General features: G+C 67.1%; 20 protein-coding genes. 8 read left to right on the top strand and 12 right to left on the bottom strand.

The window, feature by feature from the left end; all coding sequences use genetic code 11:
• Positions 1-4: 4 nt before the first annotated feature.
• From GM672_RS06295 to GM672_RS06270, 6 genes are all read right to left on the bottom strand, one after another.
• Positions 5-712 carry an ABC transporter ATP-binding protein gene (locus GM672_RS06295; protein WP_155469676.1) on the bottom strand — a complete coding sequence of 236 codons (708 nt, stop codon included), beginning with the start codon at positions 710-712 and terminating at the stop codon, positions 5-7.
• Positions 705-1,463 carry an ABC transporter ATP-binding protein gene (locus tag GM672_RS06290; protein ID WP_155469675.1) on the bottom strand — a complete coding sequence of 253 codons (759 nt, stop codon included), beginning with the start codon at positions 1,461-1,463 and terminating at the stop codon, positions 705-707. Before GM672_RS06290 ends, GM672_RS06295 begins: the two co-directional genes overlap by 8 nt.
• Positions 1,456-2,472: a branched-chain amino acid ABC transporter permease gene (locus GM672_RS06285; RefSeq protein WP_188916000.1), complete on the bottom strand. Its 1,017-nt coding sequence runs from the start codon at positions 2,470-2,472 to the stop codon at positions 1,456-1,458. The genes GM672_RS06290 and GM672_RS06285 overlap by 8 nt, the downstream gene beginning before the upstream one ends.
• On the bottom strand, positions 2,472-3,335 hold the full coding sequence (locus tag GM672_RS06280; RefSeq protein WP_155469674.1) for a branched-chain amino acid ABC transporter permease: 864 nt from the start codon (positions 3,333-3,335) through the stop codon (positions 2,472-2,474). The genes GM672_RS06285 and GM672_RS06280 overlap by 1 nt, the downstream gene beginning before the upstream one ends.
• A 70-nt stretch (positions 3,336-3,405) precedes the next feature.
• Entirely contained in the window at positions 3,406-4,524 is a 1,119-nt protein-coding gene (locus GM672_RS06275) for a zinc-binding dehydrogenase (protein WP_155469673.1), read from the bottom strand.
• Between the two features lie 11 nt (positions 4,525-4,535).
• Positions 4,536-5,978, bottom strand: a complete 1,443-nt coding sequence (locus GM672_RS06270) for an aldehyde dehydrogenase family protein (RefSeq protein ID WP_155469672.1) — start codon at positions 5,976-5,978, stop codon at positions 4,536-4,538.
• 303 nt (positions 5,979-6,281) lie between these two features.
• On the opposite strand from GM672_RS06270, the gene GM672_RS06265 reads away from it, so the two are divergent.
• Entirely contained in the window at positions 6,282-7,103 is an 822-nt protein-coding gene (locus GM672_RS06265) for an IclR family transcriptional regulator (protein ID WP_155469671.1), read from the top strand.
• A gap of 4 nt (positions 7,104-7,107) precedes the next feature.
• On the opposite strand, the gene GM672_RS06260 is transcribed toward GM672_RS06265, so the two are convergent.
• Positions 7,108-7,593 carry a PaaI family thioesterase gene (locus tag GM672_RS06260; protein ID WP_229417580.1) on the bottom strand — a complete coding sequence of 162 codons (486 nt, stop codon included), beginning with the start codon at positions 7,591-7,593 and terminating at the stop codon, positions 7,108-7,110.
• 154 nt (positions 7,594-7,747) lie between these two features.
• Here GM672_RS06260 and GM672_RS06255 point away from each other — a divergent pair, with 154 nt between their 5' ends.
• From GM672_RS06255 to GM672_RS06245, 3 genes are read left to right on the top strand one after another with little or no spacing between them, the layout of a single operon-like run.
• Positions 7,748-8,791, top strand: coding sequence for a phosphotransferase family protein (locus GM672_RS06255; protein WP_155469670.1), 1,044 nt, complete (start codon positions 7,748-7,750; stop codon positions 8,789-8,791).
• 19 nt (positions 8,792-8,810) lie between these two features.
• Positions 8,811-10,028 carry an acyl-CoA dehydrogenase family protein gene (locus GM672_RS06250; protein WP_155469669.1) on the top strand — a complete coding sequence of 406 codons (1,218 nt, stop codon included), beginning with the start codon at positions 8,811-8,813 and terminating at the stop codon, positions 10,026-10,028.
• Positions 10,029-10,078: 50 nt separating this feature from the next.
• A complete protein-coding gene (locus GM672_RS06245; protein WP_155469668.1) occupies positions 10,079-11,737 on the top strand; it encodes a long-chain fatty acid--CoA ligase in 1,659 nt (552 codons plus the stop codon).
• 29 nt (positions 11,738-11,766) lie between these two features.
• Here GM672_RS06245 and GM672_RS06240 read toward each other — a convergent pair whose 3' ends face one another.
• Positions 11,767-12,852 (bottom strand): porin, encoded by a 1,086-nt coding sequence (locus GM672_RS06240; RefSeq protein ID WP_155469667.1) that lies wholly within the window; start codon positions 12,850-12,852, stop codon positions 11,767-11,769.
• 373 nt (positions 12,853-13,225) lie between these two features.
• Positions 13,226-13,690: a DUF3016 domain-containing protein gene (locus GM672_RS06235; protein WP_170299950.1), complete on the bottom strand. Its 465-nt coding sequence runs from the start codon at positions 13,688-13,690 to the stop codon at positions 13,226-13,228.
• Positions 13,691-13,828: 138 nt separating this feature from the next.
• On the opposite strand from GM672_RS06235, the gene GM672_RS06230 reads away from it, so the two are divergent.
• Entirely contained in the window at positions 13,829-13,984 is a 156-nt protein-coding gene (locus tag GM672_RS06230) for a hypothetical protein (RefSeq protein ID WP_155469665.1), read from the top strand.
• Here GM672_RS06230 and GM672_RS06225 read toward each other — a convergent pair.
• The 3 genes from GM672_RS06225 to GM672_RS06215 form a co-directional block, all read right to left on the bottom strand.
• Positions 13,968-14,534 carry a hypothetical protein gene (locus tag GM672_RS06225; RefSeq protein ID WP_155469664.1) on the bottom strand — a complete coding sequence of 189 codons (567 nt, stop codon included), beginning with the start codon at positions 14,532-14,534 and terminating at the stop codon, positions 13,968-13,970. The genes GM672_RS06230 and GM672_RS06225 overlap by 17 nt on opposite strands.
• 2 nt (positions 14,535-14,536) lie before the next feature.
• The gene (locus GM672_RS06220; protein WP_155469663.1) at positions 14,537-15,601 is read right to left on the bottom strand and encodes a hypothetical protein; all 1,065 of its coding nucleotides are present in this window, start codon (positions 15,599-15,601) and stop codon (positions 14,537-14,539) included.
• A gap of 70 nt (positions 15,602-15,671) precedes the next feature.
• On the bottom strand, positions 15,672-16,040 hold the full coding sequence (locus GM672_RS06215; protein WP_155469662.1) for a YbaN family protein: 369 nt from the start codon (positions 16,038-16,040) through the stop codon (positions 15,672-15,674).
• Between the two features lie 238 nt (positions 16,041-16,278).
• Between GM672_RS06215 and paoA the strand changes: the two genes are divergently transcribed.
• The 3 genes from paoA to paoC are packed head-to-tail and all read left to right on the top strand — an operon-like array spanning position 16,279 to position 20,088.
• Positions 16,279-16,929: an aldehyde dehydrogenase iron-sulfur subunit PaoA gene (paoA, locus tag GM672_RS06210; protein WP_155469661.1), complete on the top strand. Its 651-nt coding sequence runs from the start codon at positions 16,279-16,281 to the stop codon at positions 16,927-16,929.
• Positions 16,926-17,879, top strand: a complete 954-nt coding sequence (locus GM672_RS06205) for an FAD binding domain-containing protein (protein WP_155469660.1) — start codon at positions 16,926-16,928, stop codon at positions 17,877-17,879. Before paoA ends, GM672_RS06205 begins: the two co-directional genes overlap by 4 nt.
• A 4-nt stretch (positions 17,880-17,883) precedes the next feature.
• Positions 17,884-20,088 (top strand): aldehyde oxidoreductase molybdenum-binding subunit PaoC, encoded by a 2,205-nt coding sequence (paoC, locus tag GM672_RS06200; RefSeq protein ID WP_155469659.1) that lies wholly within the window; start codon positions 17,884-17,886, stop codon positions 20,086-20,088.
• Positions 20,089-20,132 lie beyond the last annotated feature (44 nt).

Here is a 20,132-nt window from a genome sequence, read left to right as displayed (position 1 = left end):
CGCCTCATGCGCCGATATACGCCTTGCGGACCTGCGGGTTGTTCAACAGCTCGTCGCGGCCGCCTTCCATGACGATGCGGCCTTGTTCGATGACATATGCACGGCTGGCGATGTTCAGCGCCGCGTAGGCGTTCTGCTCGGCCAGCAGCACCGTCGTGCCGGCCTTGTTGATGCGGGCGATGATCTCGAACATCTGCTTCACCACCAGCGGGGCCAGGCCCAGCGACGGCTCGTCCAGCAGCAGCGCCTTGGGTCGCCCCATCAGCGCGCGGCCGATGGCCACCATCTGCTGCTGGCCGCCGCTGAGCGAGCCGGCGGGGCTTTCCCGCTTCTCGTGCAGGATGGGGAACAGCTCGAATACTTCATCCAGCGTGCGCTTGACGCCCTTGCTGTCGCTGCGGTGCACGTAGGCGCCCAGGGTCAGGTTCTTCAGCACCGACATGCCGGGGAACAGCTTGCGTCCCTCGGGACAGTGCACCAGGCCGTCGGCGACGATCTGCGAGGGCTTGCGGCCCACCAGCTCGTGCGCGCCGAAGCGGATGCTGCCGGACGATGCCCGATTCAAGCCGCTCATGGTGAGGAAGATCGAGCTCTTGCCCGCGCCGTTCGATCCCAGCAGCACCACCAGTTCGCCGTCGTCGGCGTGGATGCTGACGTCGTGCAGCGCGCGAAAGCTGCCGTAGGACAGCGATACTCGGTCGAGGCTAAGCATGTTCGGTCCCCAGGTAGGCTTCGATGACGGCCGGATTGGCGCGGATTTCGGCGGGCGTGCCTTCGGCGATCTTCTCGCCGTAGTTCAGCACGAGGATGCGGTCGGCCAGGTTCATGATCATGTCCATCTTGTGTTCGATCAGGCACACTGTCAGGCCGCTTTTCGCCATCTTGCGGATCAGCTGCGCCAGCCCGTCGGTTTCCTCCGGATTGACGCCGCCGGCCGGTTCGTCCAGCAGCAGCAGGGTGGGATCGGTGGACAGGGCCAGCGCGAAGGCGACGCGCTTGCGCTCTTCCTGCGAGATGTCGCCGGCCACCCGTGCCTCCAGGTGGGACAGGCCGACGAAGTCCAGCGCAGCCCGGGCCTTCTCGCGGCAGATGCGTTCCTCGTCGCGCAGCCGATTCGTCCCCAGTATCACGTCGACCAGGGTCGAACGGGTGCGCAGACGGTGGCCGACGATCAGGTTGTCCAGCACCGTCGCCGTATCGAACAGCGCCGTGGTCTGGAAGGTGCGGGCCATGCCGAGGCGGGCCGCCTGGTCCGCGCGCAGGCCCGTCACGTCGCGCCCGTCGAACAGCACGCGCCCCGAAGTGGGACGGATGGTGCCGCTGACCAGGTTGAAGAACGTCGTCTTGCCGGCGCCGTTCGGGCCGATGATGGCGTTGATGGTGCCGCGCGCGAAGCTGGCGCTGACGGCGTTGACGGCCGTCAGCCCGCCGAAGCGCTTGCTGAGCGATTCGATTTCAAGCATGGCGCGCTCCCTTCTCCTGCGGCACGGCGGCCAGGCGCGGCGCCGGCGTGGGCGCGGTCGCGGGCAGGGCAGCCTTCCTGCGCTGGCGGTTCAGCCAGGTGCCGACGATCCCGTGCGGCAGGAAGATCACCAGCAGCACCAGCACGGGGCCGAACACGACGAAGCGGTACTCCTGCAGGAACTGCAGGTACTGCGTCAGCCACGGTACGGCGATGGCGCCCAGCAGGGGGCCGGACAGGGTGCCGATGCCGCCCACCAGCATGTACATCGTCATGTCGAAAGTATGCTCGACGCCGGCCACGCCCGGCCCCAGGAAGCGCACATAGCCCGCATACAGGCCGCCGGCCATGCCGGAGAAGAACACGGACAGCATGAAGGCCAGGAGCTTGTTGCGCATCAGGTTGATGCCCAGTGCCTGCGCCAGCTCGTCGCCATTGCGGATCGCCACGAAGGTACGGCCCAGCAGCGAGTGGACGATGCGGTGCATGATCCACAGGCTGGCGACGAGGAAGAACAGCACCATGTAGTACTGCGTGCGCGGCTCGGAAAAATCCAGCGGCCCGATCGACTCCGGCGCGGGAATGCCGACGATGCCGACGGTGCCGTGCGTCAGGCTTTCCCACTTCTCGATCAGGAGGAACATGATGTAGCCCACGCACAAGGTGAAGATCGAGAAGAAGTGCGTCTTCAGCCGCAGCGACACGAGCCCGACGAAGAAGCCGATAAAGGCCGCCACGAGGCCGGACAGCGCGAAGGCGGCCCAGAACGGCACGCCATGGTCGACCGTCAGGATGCCGACCGTATAGGCGCCGACAGCCATGAAGCCGCTGTGGGCCAGGTTGAACTGGCCCGTGTAGCCCGTGATGAGGTTCAGGCCCACCGTGGCGATGGCGTAGATATAGGCGGTCGACATCACGGTCAGGTGGTAGTCATTGCCGGCCATGAAGGGGAAGGCCAGCGCCAGCAGCAGCAGCAGGCTCCAGCCGGTTCGTGCGTTCACGAGTTTCATCAGTGGGCTCCCCGGGCGAACAGGCCTTGCGGCCGTACCGACAGGATCAGCACCAGCAGCGCGAAGGCGATGATGTCCTTGTAGTCGGTCGAGATGTAGAAGGCGCCGAAGGCTTCGGCGAAGCCGATGATCAGGCCCCCGACGATGGCGCCGGGCACGCTGCCCATGCCGCCCAGCACGATGATGACGAAGGCCTTCGTGATGACGAGGTGGCCCATCGACGTGTACACCAGGTTGATCGGCGCGTACAGGACGGCGGCCATGCCTGCCAGCGCGCCGGCAATCGCAAACGTCAGCATCGCGACGCGGTTGGCGTCGATGCCCACCAGGGCGGCGCCTTCGCGGTTCTGCGCCATCGCGATGATGGTGGCGCCGGTGACGGTCTTTTTCAGGAACAGCTGCAGCAGCACCACCAGGCCGAAGGCGGCGCCGATGATCAGCAGGCGCTGGGCCGGCAGGGTCAGCGAACCCAGTTCGACGATCTGCGTGTAGGGCGTGTCCATGCGGTGGAAGTCCGCGCCCCACAGCGCCTGCGCGCCCGCTTCCAGGAACAGCAGGATGCCGATCGAGGCGATCATGTGGTGCAGGTAGGGTGCCTTGCGCAGCGGGTGGAACACGAGCCGCTCGGACAGCACCGAAATCAGCGCCACCGTCACGGCGGCGCCGGCCATGCCCCACCAGTAGTTCAGTCCCATGCGGTTGATCAGGAAGAAGGCCGAGTAGGCGCCCGCCATGTAGAAGGCGCCATGGGCGAAGTTCGGCACGTGCAGGATGCCATAGACGAGGGTCAGGCCCAATGCCACCAGGCTGTAGACGCCGCCCAGGGTCAGTCCATTCAAGACTTGTTGCAGGAAGAGCTCCAAAATTGTCTCCGTTGTTTTAGCGGGCATCGAGGCCCTGGTGTTTTTGGATGCTGCCGGCAGTACGGTGCAATCAATCGAACATGATGACTCCCCGTGCGTTGCGGCCTTCGGCCAGGTCGGCAAAGGCCTGCGGCGCCTCGTCGATGCGGTAGCGGCGCGTGATCAGCTCCGCCAGCTTCAGGCGCTTTTCGCGGTACAGCGCCAGCAGGCGCGGGAAATCCTGGCGCGGCCGGGCCGAGCCGAAGTAGCTGCCCGTCAGCGTCTTTTCCTCGAAGGTCAGGCTGCCCGTGCGGATCGTCGTCATGTCCTTCGGCGCGGCCACGCCCACCACCACGGCCTTGCCGCCCTTGGCCAGCACGCCGTAGGCCTGGGCCACGATCTCGCCCTTGCCGACGCATTCGAAAGCATAGTCGGCGCCGCCGCCCGTCAGCTTGCGGATGGCCTTGACCAGCTCCGGCGTGGCGCTGTTGATGGTATGGGTCGCGCCGAATTCGCGCGCCAGGTCCAGCTTGGCGTCCGCCATGTCGACGGCCACGATCATGGCGGCGCCGGCGATGCGGCAGCCCTGGATGGCATTCAGGCCGACGCCGCCGCAGCCGAACACCACGGCGATCGACCCTGCTTCGACCTTGGCTGTATTGACGGCCGCGCCCACGCCCGTCATGACGCCGCAGCCGACCAGGCAGGCGTGGTCAAGCTGCACGTCCTGGGCGATCTTGACGACGTTATCGACGTGGAGCGTGGCGTATTCGGCCATCACGCCGCAGCCGGAGAAGACGTTGATGGGCTGGCCGTCCAGGCCGAAGGTGCGCACCGAACCGTCCGGCAGCGAGACGGCCGCCTTGGCGGCCTGGTCGCACAGCTGCGGGCGCCCCGTCTGGCAATAGCGGCACTTGCCGCACATGCTGACGAAGGAGCTGAGCACATGGTCGCCCAGCGCGAAGTCCGTCACGCCTTCGCCCAGCGCGACAACGACGCCGGCACCTTCGTGGCCCAGCACCAGCGGCGCCGGCATCGGGATAGTGCCGTTGGTGGCGGACAGGTCGCTGTGGCAGATGCCGCAGGCGGACAGCTTGATCATCACTTCGCCACGGCGGGGGTATTCGACGTCGATGTCTTCCACCACGACGCTCGCGCCGGTGGTGCGGCACAGGACGGCCTTGGCGCGCTGGTAACGGGTCTCTGGCATGGGGGCTCCTTTCAGGCGGCCTGTTTGCATTGCAGGGATTTGTATTCGAGGAATTCGTCCAGGCCGTAGCTGCCCAGCTCACGGCCGTTGCCGGACTGCTTGTAGCCGCCGAACGGGGCGCTGCCGTTGAAGGCGCCGCCGTTGATGTCGACCTGGCCCGTGCGCAGGCGGCGTGCCAGCGCGATGGCCCGTTCGTCGCTGCCGGCCCAGACGGCGCCGCCCAGGCCATACGGCGTGCCGTTGGCGATGCGCACGGCGTCATCTTCGTCGCGGTAGGTCAGGATGGCCAGCACCGGGCCGAAGATCTCTTCCTGGGCGATGGTGCTGCCGGGATCGACCTTGCCGAACACGGTGGGCTGCACATAGAAGCCGTGCTCCAGGCCCGCCGGCGCTTCGGCGCCGCCGCACAGCAGGTCCGCGCCTTCCTCGATGCCACGGCGGATGTAGGCACGCACGCGCTGCAGCTGGGCGCTGGAGGCCAGCGGTCCGAGGCGCACGCCCGGTTGCAGCGGGTCGCCCACCGTGAAGGCGGCGGCGCCTTGCACGGCCAGGCGCGCGGCTTCGTCGTACAGCGCTTCCGGGACCAGCAGGCGGGTATGGGCCGAGCAGGTCTGGCCGCTGTTGAGGAAGCAGGCGCTCAAGGTGCCCTTGATGGCGGCGGGCAGGTCGGCGTCTTCCAGCACGATGGCGGCCGATTTGCCGCCCAGTTCCAGTGCCACGCGCTTGATGGTCTCGCCCGCGACGGCCGAGATGCGGCGGCCCGCATCGGTCGACCCGGTGAACGACACCATGTCCACGTCCGGATGGCGCACCAGCGCTTCGCCGATGGCCGGGCCATAACCGGTGACGAGGTTGAACACGCCCGGCGGCAGGCCGGCCGCTTCGATCACCTCGGCCAGCACGAAGGCATTCAGGGGCGCCACTTCGGAGGGCTTCAACACGACGGTACAGCCGGCGGCCAGCGCCGCGCCCACCTTGGCCGCGATCTGGTGCAGCGGGTAATTCCACGGCGTGATGCAGGCCACCACGCCGACCGCTTCGCGCAGCACGCGCGAGTGGCCCACCGTGTGTTCCCATTCAGCCTCGCGGGCCAGTCTGGCGTAGCTGGCGAAGATGGCGATGGGCGAGCCGACCTGGATGGCGCTGGCCAGTTTGATGGGCATGCCTACTTCGCCGGCGATCAGCCGCGCCAGTTCGTCGCTGCGTTCGCGCAGGCCGTGGGCGATGCGGTCCAGGTAATCGGCGCGGCGGTGCGGGGCGGTGGTGCTCCAGCTGTCGAAGGCGGCGCGGGCTGCCTGCACGGCGGCATCGGCGTCCGGCGCATCGCCGGCCGGCACGCGGCCGATGGCATCGCCCGTCGATGGGTCGATGACGTCGATGGTGTCCGGCGTGTGTGGATTGACCCACTGGGAAGCGATAAAGAAGCGATCGTGAACGATCTGTGTTTCCTGCATGCTGCTGACTCCTGGATGCACGGTCGGGCGACCATGGGCTATTCGGAACAACTGTTTTGCTATGCGAAACAACGTGATGTAAAATGGAATAAAAAAAGAATACGATACTTTTGCATCGTCGGCAACGGTTTGTTGCCGCAGCGTCGGCCGGGCAGGGCGGCCAACGGGGTGGAAGAGGGGTTCGCGAGCGGGGCGGTCGCGACGTCGTGTTTCAATTTCGCTGCACGCCGCCCAGTGTGCCACTGTTGCCGCCCCGCCGGAAGGGGCGGCGGACACGGTCCATCAATTCAATCTGGAGCATGCATGCAAGCTGACGAGAACAAGGAACAACAAGACGGCGCGGACAACCCGGCGCCGGAAACCGACGAGACTCGCAATCCTGAAGATCGCTACTACATCACGGCGCTGGCGCGGGGGCTGGAAGTGCTGTCGTGCTTCCGGCGCGCCGACAAGGGCCTGACCAACCAGCAGATCGCCGAGCGCTGCGGCCTGCCGAAGTCGACCGTCACGCGTTTTACCTACACGTTGACGAAGCTGGGTTACCTGACCCAGGAAACGGGCGGGCGCTACATGCTGGGCACGGCCACCCTGGGCCTGGGCAGCGCGATGCTGGCGCGGCTCGACATCCGCCAGCTGGCCCGCCCGATGATGCAGGAGCTGGCCGAGTTCTCCGGCACGACCGTGTCGATTGCCATGCGCGACCGGCTGTCGATGATCTACGTGGAAGTGTGCCGCAGCACGGCGGCGCTGGCGCTGGCGCTGCAGGTGGGCTCGCGGCTGCCGATCGCGGCGTCGGCCATCGGCCGGGCCTACCTGGCGCGCGCGTCGGAGCAGGAGCGCAAGGACATCCTCAGCCGCTCGATGGAGCTTGACGAGCTGGCCCACAACAACCTGCGCCGTGGCCTGGAGCAGGGCCTGCGCGACTACGAACAGTACGGCTGCGCCACCTCCTTCGGCGACTGGCAGCCGGACGTGAACGGCATCGCCATCGGCTTCATGCCCATCGGCGGCAGCCAGCTGATGTCGATGAACTGCGGCGGACCGTCGTCCAGCGTGTCGAAGGAGTTCCTGCTGGACGAAGTGCGTCCGCGGCTGATCGAGATCGCCGCGCGGCTGGAATCCTGAGCCGTCAGTAGCCCGCGGCCAGCTGTTCGGCCGTCAGCGGGGCCATCACGGCGAAGACGCCGGTGGCGCGCAGCAGCCGCTTGCCGCCCGCTTCCAGGTGGCAGCCGGCGAAGGCCACGCGCCCGCCGATGCGCTCGACCTGCACGTGCGCCTCGACCCAGTCGCCCGGGCGCGCCGCCGCCAGGAAATCCGTCGTCAGGCTGACGGTAACGAAGGACTGCTTTCCGTCGCACCACAGGGTCAGCCCGATGCCCAGCGCCGTGTCGGCCAGGCTGGCCAGCAGGCCGCCGTGGGCGATGCCGCGCATATTCGTGTGCCGCTGCGTGACGCGCAGCGCAATGACGATGTCCGCGCCGTTGCGCCGGTAATACAACTCGCCCAGTCCCGCCACGAACGGGCCGCCCCGCTTGATCCGCTCGAACCCCGGCGGCACGTCGTCAAGCATCTTCCCACGCACTTCCTCGCGCATTTCCGCACCATCTTCCGTCATGCCATCCCCTTGTCATGGCGCCCTTGCGCGCCGCACTGCCCGGTGAACTGAAAATTCATGGTTCAGTTTATATTATTTTGCTGCTACACTGATCTGCAATGAAACACGGTTTCGCACAGCGGTTTTAATCCTCAACGTCGAACAAGGCGGCTCGATGATTTCTGAAGCATTGCACCGTCCGGCCGGGCACGCCGGCAGCGCGCTGGACGCGTTCCTGCGCCGGCATGTCGGCCACTTCGCCGGCGACGCCTACGTCGAACGCCTCAACGGCGGCCAATCCAATCCCACCTTCCTCGTCACCACCGGCAGCCGGCGCTGCGTGCTGCGCGCCAAGCCGCCTGGGCACCTGCTGCCGTCGGCCCATGCCATCGAACGGGAGTACCGCGTCATCGCCGCGCTGGCAGGGTCGGACGTGCCGGTGCCGCGCGCGCTGGCGCTGTGCGAGGACCCATCCGTATTCGGCACGCCGTTCTACCTGATGGAATATGTCGAGGGCCGCATCCTGCGCGATCCGGCGCTGCCCGGCATGGCGCCAGCCGAGCGGGCCGCGATGTACGACGAACTCAATCGCGTGATCGCGGCCTTGCACCGGGTCGATTACGCCGCGCTGGGCCTGGGCGACTACGGCAAGGCCGGCAACTACATGGAACGGCAGGTGGCGCGCTGGACGCGCCAGTACCGCGCCGCGGAAACGGAAACCATCGACGCCGTCGACAGGCTGATCGCGTGGCTGCCGGAGCACATTCCCGCGCAGGACGAGACCCGCATCGTGCATGGCGACTTCCGCATCGACAACGTCGTCTTCCACCCCACCGAGCCGCGCATCCTGGCGGTGCTGGACTGGGAGCTGTCGACCCTGGGCCACCCGCTGGCGGACTTTGCCTACCACTGCATGGCCTGGCGCATGGCGCCGCCGGTGGCGCGCGGGCTGGCCGGCCAGCCGCTGGCCGCGCTGGGCATTCCCGACGAGGCGGCTTACCTGGACGCCTACTGCCGCCGCACGGGCCGTGGCAGTGTCGCCAGGGCCGAGTGGGAGTTCTACCTCGTCTTCAATATGTTCCGCCTGGCCGGCATCCTGCAGGGCATCGCGCACCGCGCCGTGCAGGGCAATGCAGCGGCCGCGGATGCCGTGGCGACGGGCCGCCGGGCCCGCCCGCTGGCCGAACAGGCCTGGCGCATGGCGCAAGCGATCAAGTAACCACATCGAAAGGAACCCCATGGCATTCCAGTTTTCCGACGCTGCGCTGGCCTTGCAGGCGCGCGTGAAGGACTTCATCGACAGCGAGATCGTGCCGGCCCAGCCGGATTATCAGCGCGAGGTGGCCGACGCGCGTCGGCAGGGTAATGCCTTCATCGTGCCGCCCACCATCGAGCGGCTGAAAGCGAAGGCGCGCGCGGCCGGCCTGTGGAATCTGTTCCTGCCCCAGTCCGAACACGGCGCGGGACTGACCAACCTGGAATACGCGCCCCTGTGCGAACTGATGGGCCGCGTGCCGATTGCCGCCGAGGCCTTCAACTGCTCCGCGCCGGACACGGGCAATATGGAAACCCTGGTGCGCTACGCGTCGCCGGCGATCCAGCAACGCTGGCTGGCCCCGCTGCTGGCCGGCGAGATCCGTTCGGCTTTTGCGATGACGGAGCCGGAGGTGGCGTCGTCGGACGCCACCAACATCACGGCCAGCATCGTGCGCGACGGCGACAGCTATGTGCTCAACGGCCGCAAGTGGTATATCTCCGGCGCCTCCGACCCGCGCTGCCAGGTGCTGATCTTCATGGGCAAATCCGATCCGGACAATCCGGACCGGCACCGCCAGCAGTCGATGATCGTGGTGCCGGCCGATACGCCGGGCGTCACCATCGTGCGCGACATGTCCGTTTTCGGCAACGACGATGCGCCGCACGGCCACGCCGAGGTCCACTTCGACAATGTAAGAGTGCCGCTCGACCATATGCTGCTGGGCGAAGGGCGCGGCTTCGAGATCTCGCAGGGCCGGCTGGGACCGGGCCGCATCCACCACTGCATGCGCCTGATCGGCAAGGCCGAGGCGGCGCTGGAGGCGATGTGCCGGCGCACCCTGGAGCGCGTGGCCTTCGGGCGCAAGATCGCCGACCAGGGCGTGTGGCGCGAGCGCATCGCCGAGTCGCGCATCCTGATCGACCAGGCCCGCCTGCTGGTCTTCCACGCGGCCCATATGATGGACACGGTCGGCAACAAGGGCGCCGCGCGCGAGATCGCGATGATCAAGGTGGTGGCGCCGAACATGGCCTGCAAGGTGATCGACTGGGCCATCCAGGCCCATGGCGCGGCCGGCGTCAGCCAGGATTTCGGCCTGGCCCAGGCCTACGCCAACGCCCGCACGCTGCGCCTGGCCGACGGGCCGGACGAAGTGCACCGCAACGCCATCGCCAGGCTGGAGCTGGCGCGCTACCAGTAACCGGGCAATCCAGAGCACCCACCATAAAAAAACCGATGGAGACAAGTCAGATGATGGAGCGTCACCTTGCGTACTGGCCCAAGGGCCTGCCCCGGCACCTCACGCCGCCGCAAACGAACCTGTTCTACAACCTGGAAGTGTCGGCCACGCGCTACCCGGACAAACCCTGCATGATCTTCTACGACACGCCCGTCAGCTATGCCGAGTGCCGCGACGAAGTGGAGCGCCTGGCGGGCTACCTGGAGCAGGTGTGCGGCGTGCGCCACGGCGACCGGGTGCTGCTGTACATGCAGAACAGCCCCCAGTTCGTGCTGGCCTATTACGCCATCCTGCGCGCCAACGCCGTCGTGGTGCCCGTCAACCCGATGAACCTGACGGAGGAGCTGCGCCACTACGTCGCCGATACCGGCGCCGCCACCATCGTCGTGGCGCAGGACCTGTTCGCGCACATCGAGCCCCTGCTGGGCCATGGCCTGGACCATGCGGTGGTGGCGACGTACGCCGATTACCTGCGCCAGCCGACCGACCTGAACGTGCCGGACTTCGTGCGTGCGCCGCGCCGCGAGATCGCCGGCGCCGGCGTAGTGGCGTGGCACGCGGCGCTGGCGGCCGGGCGCCACCCGGGGCCCGTCACGGCGGGGCCGGACGACCTGTGCGTGATGCCCTACACGTCCGGCACGACGGGCCATCCGAAAGGCTGCATGCACAGCCACCGCAATGCGATGTATACGGCCGTCGCCGGCATGCAGTGGTTCGGCACCCAGCAGGACGCGGTGGCGCTGTCCGTGCTGCCCCTGTTCCACGTGACGGGCATGCAGGGCGGGATGAACGGTCCCATCTTCATTGGCGCCACCATCGTGCTGCTGTCGCGCTGGGACAGGGATACCGCCGCCGAGTGCATCCGCCGCCACCGCATCAACGCGCTGCAGCTGATTTCGACGATGGTGGTGGACTTGTTGTCCAGCCCCCGCGTGGGCGAGTACGAGCTGTCGACGATCCGGCGCATGAGCGGCGGCGGGGCCGCCATGCCGGACGCCATCGCGCAGAAGATGCACGACCTGCTGGGCATCGATTACGTCGAGGGCTACGGCATGTCCGAGACCATCGCGCCGACCCACATCAATCCAGCCGACCGGCCGAAGAAGCAGTGCCTGGGCATTCCCATCTCCGGCGTCGACGCGCGCGTGCTCGATCCGGTGACGATGGCCGACCTGCCGCCAGGGGAGGTGGGCGAAATCCTCGTCCATGGGCCGCAGGTGATGCAGGGTTACTGGAACAATCCGGAGGCGAGCCGTGATGCCTTCGTCACCATCGACGGCAAGCGCTTCCTGCGCACGGGCGACCTGGGACGGGTCGACGAGGACGGCTACTTCTTCATGGTCGACCGCCTGAAGCGAATGATCAACGCCTGCGGCTACAAGGTCTGGCCGGCCGAGGTGGAAGCGCTGATGTACCGGCATCCGGCCATCCGCGAAGTGTGCGTGGTGGCCAGCCGGGACGAGCGGCGGGGCGAAACCGTGAAGGCCGTGGTGGCGCTGAAGGAGGGCCACCACGTCACCGAGCAGGACATCATCGACTGGGCCCACGGGAACATGGCGGCCTACAAGAGCCCGCGCATCGTCGAGTTCTGCGCGGCGCTGCCGAAGTCCGCCACGGGCAAGGTGCAGTGGCGCGCGCTGCAGGATGCGCAGGCCACGACGGCGCCGTGAGGCGCCGCCGGGGGCTCAAAAGTAGTGCATCAGAAGTAGTGCATCAAGCCGACCGTGACGCGGTTGGCCGAATCGCTGCCGACAGCGACGAAGCCCTGCGCCAGGTTGATCTGCGCGGCCGTGACGACGGTATCGGTATTGGCGCGGCCGATCGACGCATAGGCCGTGCTGCGCTTGCTGAGTGCGTAGCGGCTGATGAAGATGTACTGCTGCGAGTCGTCGCGCAGGTCGCCCGTGCGGCGCGTGTTGTAGAAGGCGCCCGTCAAGGTCAGCAGGGGGCTGACGGGAACGTCGACACCGATGCCGTAGACGCTGATCTTGCGGCCCGTGCTGTCGAGTTTATTGGCCGACCACGTGCCCTTGAAGACGGCCCGGCTCATCGCGTACTTGACGCCAATGGCGTGCGAGGACAGGTGGTCCGTGTCGGCGGCATTGGTCAGGCGCGCGTAGGCGCCGGCGATGCCGAAGGGGCCGTTGTTGTAGAAGGCCGAGCCGCCCTGGTAGGTGCTCTTGCCGCTGTCGCCGGCCTGCTCGCCGAAGCCGTGCATCAGCGCGAAACCGGCGCCCTGGTACAGGGGCGACACGTAGCGCACGGAGTTGTTCTGCCGCAGCGCCGTGCCGCCATTGTTGGCGCCGTAGGGGCCGTACACGCCGGCGTGGTTCATCGCCGAGAACAGCACGTTCGGATTGGTCGCGGCAAAGGCCAGGCCCATCGGATCGGCCAGGCCGACCGACTGTACCCCCAGGATGTTTTGGCGGCCCAGGTCGATGGAGCCGAGGCTGCCGGACAGGCCCACGGTGGCTTCGCGGTCGAAGAGGCTGGTGGACGACGGCGTGCCCGTCGCCACGCCGGCCACGCCGGTGTCGTTGAGCAGGGTGCTCTCCAGGCCGAAGCGCGCCTTCATGCCGCCGCCCAGGTCCTCGACACCGCGCACGCCCCAGCGCGACACCTGCATCTGGCCCGCTTCCACGCTGGCCCGGCCCCCGACCGGGCTGTCGTTGCGGACATGGGTCAAGCCGGCATCGACGATGCCGTACAGCGTGACATTGCTCTGTGCTGCGGCGCTGGCGATGCAAACGTTCAGCACGGCCATTGCTGCGATGGTCTTCTGCATGATGCTGTCTCCTGATTATTGTCGGGGTAGCCAGCCGGGCGGCTGGATCGGCTTCGGTTTCTCTGTGCGGAATTCGATAGTCGATAATGAAACTGTATTGGGCACGTGGCTGAGATGTCAATCAACATTCCAACTGGCGGAACGTGAAACCGCTGAACGTTGTGCTCCAGCGTCGATTACGTCAGCTATGTAGTAAAAGCGTACGCTGCCGTTTTGCTGTGCGGAAGAACAGGGTAGATGAGGCACCGGGCTACGAATTCAGTGCCAGACACGGAATTCAAGGCAACCGCAGGCAACGCTGCGGGGTTGTCGCTGCGGTGGCGCGATAGGGGCGGGCGGAAGGGAAGGACGGAAAGGTAAACGGTGGAGTGGCTCAGCGGGCCGCCTGGATCTCCTTGCGGAACCAGTCGTCCAGCATGCGCTTTTCGTGTTCGTACAGCTCGCTGTTGGTGCGGGTCGAATTCATCAGGTAACTGGGATCGGCCAGTTCCCGTTCGCCGCTGCGCAGCACCTTGCCGTCCTGCTCGATGCGGTAGCGCAGGTGCATGCGGGGCCAGTCGGCGCGGCCTTTCAGTACGCGGATGTCCTGCACCGGCACGCGCGGGAAGACGTCGCCGGCCAGGTCGATATCGAGGAACTCCACGCTCAGTTGCTGGCCGGCGGGCAGCCGTTCGGACAATTTTTCCAGGTGCTCGCGGAAGGTGAATTCCATCGATTCCCGGTCGGACGGGAAGCGGGGCACGTCCGTCATCTTCTCGGGATGGACGTAGGTGACCTTGGCCGTGGCGCCGGCGCCCGTGGTCGCCAGCAGCATGGCGGCGAATACAAATGTTTTCATGGCGTGCCTCTTCATGGCAATGGGACGATAGGGGAAATATACGCTTTTCCCATTCCGCCGGTGCTTTGCGCTATTGCAATATGCAACGGGCATCCCATATGCGTGACATCAAGACAACCCCGACGACAGGAACTTTTCATGTCCACCACCCTTGCTACGGCCGCCACCTTGCTGGCCCTGATTTTCTCCGCCCCGGTGCTGTGCGCCAAGTCGCCCGCGCCGGGCCAGGAAACCGTGGCCGAGCCGGGCCAGGGCACGGAGCCGGCCGCCGGCACGCTTACTTCAGAAACGTGACCTTCACGGCCAGCGGCACCAGCTCGTCATCGCCCGGGCCGGCGATGACGCCGTCGTTGCGCCGGACCCGGACGGTGATGCTGACCCGCTTGCCGGTCCATGCCCGTTTCAGCTGCTGCGACTCGCCTTCGTCCGTCATCTCGAACCAGTCGTCGCAGCCATCGGCCTTGCAGTAGAGCGATACCCGGCTGCCGTCGTCGCGCCGCACGACCAGTTGCAGGTCGTCGGTGCCGCCGCCGCCCACCAGTGTCCCCGTGACCACGCCCGGCCTGGCCGGCGCGTCGCAGAACGGGGCCGCGTCGCTGCCTACCAGCGCGCAGCCGCGCAGGATTTCGCTTTCGATCATCTGGCAGCTGTTGGCGGCGTTGCAGGGTGGCCGGGTCGCCGGCGACACCTTCAGGCATTGTTGTACCAGCACGGCCGCACCCCGCGGGCCCAGCTCGGCGGCGCAGGACCGGCCTGCCGCGTGGGCGTCCCAGGCGGCCAGGCACAGCAGGAGCGGTGCGCAGCCGGTCAGCAGCCGGCGCAGCGGCAAGATCAGTGGTTTCATGTTCAGTCCTCCCGGCCCACGCCACGCGCCGCCTGCTGTGCCTCGCGCGCGCAGGCTTCGAGGTCCTTGCCGCACTTCGCCATCGTTTCCAGGAAGCGCAACTGCTGGCGCTTGACGCGCAGCACTTCCTCGATGCCCATTTCGTCGTTCGGTACCTCGCCCGGTTGGGCGCTGTCGCGGCGCTGGACCAGGCTGGCAATGTATTGCTTGCGCAGCGCGATTTCCTGCCCCATGACGGTGGCCCGCCGGGCTGGCGGCAGCGCCGGCATGCCCTTCACCTTGCCCGGCCAGTTGCTGCTGCCCGGGTCGCTGTACCGGCCCTCCGTCGGCACCAGCTCGATCTTCCGGTCCGCATGCACCACCACCCACAGCGCGGAGGGCGTCGCCGTGGACGGCAGCGGCACGGTGACGGCGGTTTCCCTGCCGTCCGGCAGGACACGATACGTGACGATCATCGACGCGGCCGCCTTGCTGTCCGGCGGCGGCAGGTGCATGCAGCACTGTCCGTTGGTGACACCGTAGCCATTGACCGTGTCCAGTTCCGTGCGCAGCGTCGGCGCATCGCTGCGGGCCACGGCCAGCGCCAGCATGTCGCCGCTGTAGTTGGCCGCGTGCAGGTGCACTTCCTGGCCGGCCTGACGGTAGCCCGTCGGCGACGGCGACAGGCCGCCGCGCAGGGGCCGGCGCTGCAAGGCTTCGATGCCGAACACCATTTCCGTGATATGGCCCGTCGGTGTCGTGCCCACGCGCGTGGGCACGCCCGCCGGCGCGCTGTACAGGTAACCCAGTTTCGGCGAACCCAGGGCTTTCACTGATGGCGCCGCCTTGAACAGGCCGGGGCGATCGCCCAGCTCCGGTTTCGTGCTGGCCTCGACGCAGGACCAGCGCCGGTCCGCGCTGGTGCAGATTTCCAGTTCGCCGAACACGTCCTGCACCTTCAGCAGGTCCACCGGCGCGTTCGCCACGGGATCGAAGGAGGAATAGATGCCGACGAAGGCATCCGGCGCGGCGTGCACGGCGCCGCACACGGCATACGCCGCGAGGACGGAAAGACGGGCAGGGAACATGGGGACAAAGTTGTAAAAAATGTATTTTACGATACATGTGCGGACAAGAGCGCCGTCCGGGCCGGTCTGGCTACTTGCGGCGCCGCATCACGGGCACGAAGCGTACCAGGTAAATGGTGACGGCCGTGCCGATGACGGCCAGCAGAATCTGCAGGGGCAGGTTCGGCACCCGCGTCATCGACCAGCCCAGCGAGCCCCACATCATGACCAGCACGACGATCTTCGCCCGCAGCGGAATGCCGCGCCCGTCCTCGTAGTCGCGCAGGTACCGGCCGAACACGCGGTTGGTGCGCAGCCAGTTGTGCAGCCGGGGCGAGCTGCGCACGAAGCAGGCCGACGCCAGCAGCAGGAAGGGCGTGGTCGGCAGCAGCGGCAGGAAGACGCCGAAGATCGCCAGGACGACGGCGATGCAGCCGACAAGGTTGAGCAGGTGTTTCATGAGTATCTGAGGTGGCATGCCAGCGCGCAGCGTACCGCATCGGGCCCGCCCTTGCAGCGTTCCGACCCCCGCATTGATGAATGCCATGCATAAGCCCATGCCGTTCAACCGTGCAAATCAAATATCGATATCGCTTTATTATCAATGTTGGCCGGCCATTCACCCATGGCCCGCCGCCGCTCGCGCTCCCCGGCGCCGCCTCCCAGCAAAAATCCACCCAGCCAAAGGATGCGAACACATGGATGAACTCGACATCAATCACACCCGGCGCGACCTGTTGATCGCCGGCGCGCTGTCCGCCACGGCCGCTGCCGTGCCGTCCGTCGCCGCCGCGCAGGCCACAGGTACGACCCGCAATGAAACCCCACGACCACCGGTGACGTCGAAGGTAGCGCTAATCGTGAACGGCAAGCAGCGCGAGCTGAACGTCGACACGCGTACCACCCTGCTCGACGCCCTGCGCGAGAACCTGCACCTGACGGGCACGAAAAAAGGCTGCGACCAGGGCCAGTGCGGTGCCTGCACCGTCATCGTCGACGGCCGCCGCATCAATTCCTGCCTGACCCTGGCCGTGATGCACAACGGCGCCGAAGTGACCACCATCGAAGGGCTGGGCACGCCGGACAAGCTGCACCCGATGCAGGCCGCCTTCGTCAAGCACGACGGCTACCAGTGCGGCTACTGTACTCCCGGGCAGATCTGTTCGGCCGTGTCCGTGCTCGATGAAATCCGCAAGGGAATTCCCAGCCACGTGACGGGCGACCTGACGACGGCGCCGCTGCTGACGGAAGCGGAAATCCGCGAACGCATGAGCGGCAATATCTGCCGCTGCGGCGCCTACTCGAATATCGTCGACGCGATCGTCGAAGTGTCCGGGAGGAAAGCATGAAAGTCTTTACTTATGAGCGCGCCCGCACGCCGGCCGAGGCCGCTGCTGCCGTCATGCGCGTCGATGGCGCCCGCTTCATTGCGGGTGGCACCAACCTGCTGGACCTGATGAAGCTGGAAATCGAGACGCCGCCCCACCTGGTCGACGTCAACGGCCTGGGCTTGGACGGCATCGAGGCCACGCGCGACGGCGGCCTGCGCGTGGGCGCCCTGGTGCGCAACACGGACCTGGCCGCGGACGCACGGGTACGCAAGGACTACGGCGTGCTGTCGCGGGCGCTGCTGGCCGGCGCTTCGCAGCAGCTGCGCAACAAGGCCACGACGGCCGGCAACCTGCTGCAGCGCACCCGCTGCCCGTACTTCTACGATACCAACATGCCGTGCAACAAGCGCTCGCCCGGCAGCGGCTGCTCCGCCATCGGCGGCTACACGCGGGGACATGCCATCGTCGGCGCCAGCGATGCGTGCATCGCCACCCATCCCAGCGACATGGCCGTGGCCATGCGCGTGCTCGATGCCGCCATCGAGACGGTCAAGCCGGACGGCAGCACGCGCGTGATCCCCATTGCCGACTTCCACCGCCTGCCCGGCAACACGCCCCATATCGAGCACACTCTGGCGCCGGGCGAGCTGATCACCGCCGTGACCTTGCCGAAACCCGTCGGCGGCAAGCACTTCTATCGCAAGGTGCGCGACCGCGCCTCATATGCCTTCGCCTTGATTTCCGTTGCCGCCATCGTGCAGCCGGACGGGCGCGGCAGCGTGGCCGTGGGCGGCGTGGCCCACAAGCCATGGCGCCTGCCCGCCGCCGACGAGCAGATGGCGCGGGGCGGCAAGGCCGTCGTCGATCAGCTGCTGGCCGGCGCGAAGACGACGGAAGAAAACGCGTTCAAGATTCCCCTGGTCCAGCGCACGCTCGACGCCGTGCTGGCGGAAGCAAGAAAAGGATAAGCCGATGAAATTTGCCACCCCCGCCACCACCAACCCCATCGACCAGCTGAAGGTCGTGGGCCAGCCGGTGGACCGCATCGACGGTCCCAAAAAGACCACCGGCACGGCCGCCTACGCCTACGAACAGCACGAGGCGGCGCCGAACGCCGCTTACGGCTACGTGGTCGGCTCAGCCATCGCCAAGGGCAGCATCGCGTCGATGGACCTGGCCGACGCCCAACGCGCACCCGGCGTCATCACCATCGTCACGGCCGACACGGCCGGCAAGCTCGGCAAGGGCAAGATGAACACGGCGACCCTGCTGGGCGGCCCGAAGATCGAACACTACCACCAGGCCATTGCGCTGGTGGTGGCGGAATCGTTCGAGCAGGCCCGCGCCGCGGCCGGGCTGGTCAAGGTGAAATACGTCAAGGAGAAGGGCGCCTACGACCTGGCCGCCGCCAAGGGCAGCGCCAAGGTGCCGAAGACGGAAGACGATCCGCCGGAAACCAAGGCCGGCAACTTTGCCCAGGCCTTCGACAGCGCGCCCGTGAAACTGGACGCCACCTACACGACGCCGGACCAGAGCCACGCGATGATGGAACCGCATGCGAGCATCGCCAGCTGGGAAGGCGACAAGGTGACGATCTGGACGTCGAACCAGATGATCGCCTGGAGCGTGGCCGACATGGCCAGGACGTTGAACCTGCCGAAGGAAAACGTGCGGCTCATTTCGCCGTACATCGGCGGCGGCTTCGGCGGCAAGCTGTTCATCCGCAGCGAAGCCGTGCTGGCCGCGCTGGGCGCGAAAGCGGCGCGGCGCCCCGTCAAGGTGGCCCTGCAGCGCGCGCTGATGATGAACAACACGACGCACCGGCCTGCCACGATCCAGCGCCTGCGCATCGGCGCCACGCGCGAAGGGCGCATCACGGCCATCGCCCATGAAAGCTGGTCCGGCGACCTGCCGGACGGCAAACCGGAAACGGCCGTCAACCAGACCCGCCTGTTGTATGCGGGCGCGAACCGGATGACGAGGTTGCGCCTGGCCGTGCTCGACCTGCCCGAAGGCAATGCCATGCGCGCGCCGGGCGAGGCACCCGGCATGATGGCGCTGGAAATCGCCATCGACGAGCTGGCCGAAAAGCTGAAGATGGACCCGGTGATGCTGCGCATCGTCAACGACACGACGGTGGACCCGGAAAAACGGGACCGCAAGTTCTCGCAGCGGCGCTATGTGGAATGCATGCGCACCGGCATGGAACGCTTCGGCTGGAACAAGCGCAACGCGCAGCCGGCCCAGGTGCGCGACGGCCGCTGGCTGGTGGGCATGGGTGTCGCGTCCGCGTTCCGCAACAATATCGTGACGAAGTCGGCCGCCCGCGTGCGGCTGGGCCAGGACGGCGTGGTCACGGTCGAGACGGACATGACCGACATCGGCACGGGCAGCTACACGATCATCGCCCAGACTGCCGCCGAGATGATGGGCGTGCCGCTGGACAAGGTGGTCGTCAAGCTGGGCGACTCGTCCTTCCCGGCCGCGGCCGGCTCGGGCGGGCAGTGGGGCGCCAACAGTTCGACGTCGGGCGTGTACGCCGCCTGCGTCAAGCTGCGCGAGAGCGTGGCCCGGAAGCTGGGGTTCGACGCCGCCACGGCCCAGTTCACGGACGGCATGGTCAAGGCGGGCGGCAAGTCGCTGCCGCTGCGCCAGGCCGCGCAGGGGGCGGAACTGGTGGCCGAGGACAGCATCGAGTTCGGCGACCTGGACAAGAAGTTCCAGCAGTCCACCTTCGGTGCCCACTTCGTCGAGGTCGGCGTCGATGCCTACACGGGCGAAGTGCGCGTCCGGCGCATGCTGGCCGTGTGCGCGGCCGGGCGCATCCTGAACCCGAAGACGGCGCGCAGCCAGGTGATCGGTGCGATGACGATGGGCGTGGGTGCGGCGCTGATGGAAGACCTGGTGGTGGACAAACGCATCGGCTTTTTCGTCAACCACGACCTGGCCGGCTACGAAGTGCCCGTGCATGCCGATATCCCGCACCAGGACGTCATCTTCCTTGACGAGACGGACCCGATCTCGTCGCCGATGAAGGCCAAGGGCGTGGGCGAACTGGGCCTGTGCGGCGTGGCGGCGGCCATTGCCAATGCCATCTATAACGCCACCGGCGTGCGCGTGCGCGATTATCCCGTCACGCTCGACAAGATGCTCGGCAAGCTGCCGCAGGTGGCTTAATACGGGCGCGGGGCGCGGCACCGGCCGTGGCGTGCCGGTGCCGC

It is taken from the genome of Pseudoduganella buxea, from assembly GCF_009720835.1.
GTDB classification, from domain to species: domain Bacteria; phylum Pseudomonadota; class Gammaproteobacteria; order Burkholderiales; family Burkholderiaceae_D; genus Rugamonas; species Rugamonas buxea.
Note: the sequence above shows the minus strand (reverse complement) of the source record. Positions and strands in the feature narration are given on the sequence as shown.